The 611-nt window shown below is 72.0% G+C and carries 1 protein-coding gene; it reads right to left on the bottom strand.

Annotation, left to right across the window (positions count from 1 at the left end; genetic code table 11):
• A partial coding sequence (locus ABT08_RS13105; RefSeq protein ID WP_288115250.1) for an HAD-IC family P-type ATPase occupies window positions 1-611 on the bottom strand: 611 nt, incomplete at both ends.

Genomic DNA, 611 nt, shown 5'->3' with positions numbered 1-611 from the left:
CGTCGGCGCGGGCCATCGCGGGGGCGTCGTTGACGCCGTCGCCGACCATCGCGATCGGTCGGTGGGTTTCGGCGAGGCGGGTGATCTGAGCGACTTTGTCCTCGGGGAGCAGTTCGCCGATCGCGGTGTCGACGCCGACTTCCCGGCCGACCGCGTCGGCGACGCGCTGGTTGTCGCCGGAGATCATCACGAGCTGCCCCACGTTCGCGCCCCGGAGCGCGCTGAGCACCTGGGCGGACTCCGCGCGGGACGCATCCATCACGCCGACGATGCCGAGGAACCGGTCGCCACGGCGGATGATCATCAGCGTCTGCCCGGAGTCCCGCGCCTGCGTGTACGCGTCGGCGAGCGTGCCGGTCAGCGCGAGTTGCTGCTCGTCGAACATGCGCAGGTTGCCGACGTCGACCCGCTCGCCGTCGATCGTCGCCGTGACGCCACGCCCGACGACCGCGTTCAGGTCTGTCGCGGTGAGGCGCTCGGCCTGGGGGACGCGGGGCTCGAGGTCGCGGACGATCGCCTCGGCCAGCGGGTGATCGCTGAGCGCTTCGACAGCGACCAGAGTGCGGATCAGCTCGGACTCGGGCACGTCGGCGGCGGGGGTGACGGACGTC

Origin of the sequence: Microbacterium sp. SCN 71-21, from assembly GCF_001725695.1 — a bacterium.
GTDB classification, from domain to species: Bacteria; Actinomycetota; Actinomycetes; order Actinomycetales; family Microbacteriaceae; genus Microbacterium; species Microbacterium ginsengisoli.
Note: the sequence above shows the minus strand (reverse complement) of the source record. Positions and strands in the feature narration are given on the sequence as shown.